Origin of the sequence: Rubrivivax albus (assembly GCF_004016515.1) — a bacterium.
Lineage (GTDB): Bacteria > Pseudomonadota > Gammaproteobacteria > Burkholderiales > Burkholderiaceae_C > Rubrivivax > Rubrivivax albus.
In genome coordinates, this window is record NZ_SACT01000031.1 from 1 (window position 1) to 2,006 (window position 2,006).

2 protein-coding genes are annotated in these 2,006 nt (G+C 69.4%); both read left to right on the forward strand.

The features are described 5' to 3' along the window. The first annotated feature begins 83 nt into the window (after positions 1 to 83). The gene (gene istA / locus ENE75_RS24600) at positions 84 to 1,091 is read left to right on the forward strand and encodes an IS21 family transposase (RefSeq protein WP_128201756.1); all 1,008 of its coding nucleotides are present in this window, start codon (positions 84 to 86) and stop codon (positions 1,089 to 1,091) included. Continuing rightward, positions 1,088 to 1,870 carry an IS21-like element helper ATPase IstB gene (gene istB, locus ENE75_RS24605; RefSeq protein WP_128201758.1) on the forward strand — a complete coding sequence of 261 codons (783 nt, stop codon included), beginning with the start codon at positions 1,088 to 1,090 and terminating at the stop codon, positions 1,868 to 1,870. The genes istA and istB overlap by 4 nt, the downstream gene beginning before the upstream one ends. Positions 1,871 to 2,006 lie beyond the last annotated feature (136 nt).

The following is a 2,006-nucleotide window of genomic DNA, read 5'->3' on the forward strand; positions in this document are numbered from 1 at the left end:
TGTCGCCGCCGATGCAAAACTGACCCACTGCGCCGAAGTAAATCTGACCCACCTGGGCGAAGCTGACGGCCTTTTGGCCGTCGATGTTGACCCAGGAGCAAGCAGTGGAGATACGAGTGATGGCCCGCAGGGGCGAGGGAGTGCGGGAGATCGCGCGGCAGCTGGGCTGCTCGCGCAACACCGTACGCCGGTACCTGCGTGACGAGGATGCGCGGCGGTACGGGCCAAGGGCGCCGCGGGCGTGCAAGCTGGACCCGTACCGGGCGTATGTGCTGGAGCGCGTCGAGCAGGCGCGCCCGCGCTGGATCCCCGCGACCGTGCTGCTGCGCGAGCTCGTCGAGCGCGGCTACACGGGCGGCATCAGCCAGCTCAAGGCGTTCCTGGCGCCGCTGAAGAAGGCCGTGCCCGAGCCGGTCGTGCGCTTCGAGACGCCGCCGGGGCGGCAGATGCAGGCCGACTTCACCGTCGTGCGCCGCGGCTGCGACCCGCTGCTGGCGCTGGTGGCCACGCTGGGCTACAGCCGTGCGACCTTCGTCAAGTTCACCACCGCCGAGGACGCCGGGACGCTGTGCGACGCCCTGCGTGAGGCGTTCGACTACTTCGGCGGCGTGCCCGCCGAGGTGTTGATGGACAACGCCAAGAGCGTGGTCATCGAGCGCGACGCCTACGGTCCGGGGCTGCACCGCTGGAACGACGAGTTGCTGAGCCTGTCCGACGAGTGCGGCTTCACCCCGCGCCTGTGCCGACCGTACCGCGCCAAGACCAAGGGCAAGGTCGAGCGCTTCAACGGCTACCTCAAGGGCAGCTTCGTGGTGCCGCTGGCCGCGAGCCTGAAGGCCAGTGGCCTGACGCTGACGCCCGAACTCGCCAACTGGCATGTGCGGCGCTGGCTCGACGAGGTAGCCAACGAGCGCGTGCACGGCACCACCGGCGCGGTGCCGGCTGTGCGCCTGGCCGAGGAGCGCGCCGTGATGCTGCCCGCGCCGGCGCTGAAGGCGCCGCCGAGGATCGCGACGAAGGTTGCCGTGCCGGTGGAGAGCCTGCAGCACCCGCTGGCGGTGTACGACGCCTTGCTGGAGGCCACGCCATGAACCTGCAGCACCAACGCATCGAGGCCCTGTGCGCGCAGATGAAGTTCGCGCGGCTGCATGCCGAATGGCCGGCCATCGCACAGCACGCCGCCCAGGAGCAGGCCAGCTACGCCGACTTCCTCGAGCGCGTCCTGGACGCCGAGGCGCGCGCCCGCCACGAGCGCAAGGTCACCACGCTGATGAAGCTGGCCACGATGCCGGCGGTCAAGACGCTCGAGCAGTTCGACTGGAAGGAGGCCCCGGGTGCGCCGAAGGCGCAGATCCTGGAGCTGGCTCACCTGGCCTTCGTCGAGCGCGCCGAGAACGTCGTCATGCTCGGCCCCAGCGGGGTGGGCAAGACGCACATCGCGCTGGCCATCGCCCACCGCGCCGTCAGCGCAGGGCACAAGGTGCGGTTCATCACCGCCGCCGACCTGATGCTGCAGTTGGCTGCCGCACGCAGCCAGGGCAGGCTCAAGGAATACTTCAACCGCGCCGTGCTCGGCCCGAAGCTGCTGGTGGTCGACGAGATCGGCTACCTGCCCTTCGGGCGCGAGGAGGCCAACCTGTTCTTCAACGTCGTGGCCAAGCGCTACGAGCGCGGCAGCATGGTGCTGACCAGCAACCTGCCGTTCACGCAGTGGGCCAGCGCGTTCGCCGACGACCGGACGCTGACCGCCGCGATGCTCGACCGGCTGCTGCACCACGCCCACATCGTGCAGATCAGCGGTGAGAGCTACCGCCTGAAGGACAAGCGCAAGGCCGGGCAGACGGCCAGAAGGGGCTCGTCGGCAGGATGACCGGCGCCGCGCGCTGCTCGGCCGCTTCGGGCTACGCCCTGCGCGTCCGAGCAGCGCGATCCATCGTGCCTGGGTGGGTCAGATTTACTTCGGCGACAACCCGGCAAAGTGGGTCAGATTTACTTCGGCGTTGACA

Excerpts from the sequence above, each read along its gene's own strand:
- istA (WP_128201756.1), top strand. The coding sequence starts at position 84 with ATGTTGACCCAGGAGCAAGCAGTGGAGATACGAGTGATGGCCCGCAGG.
- istB (WP_128201758.1), top strand. The coding sequence starts at position 1,088 with ATGAACCTGCAGCACCAACGCATCGAGGCCCTGTGCGCGCAGATGAAG.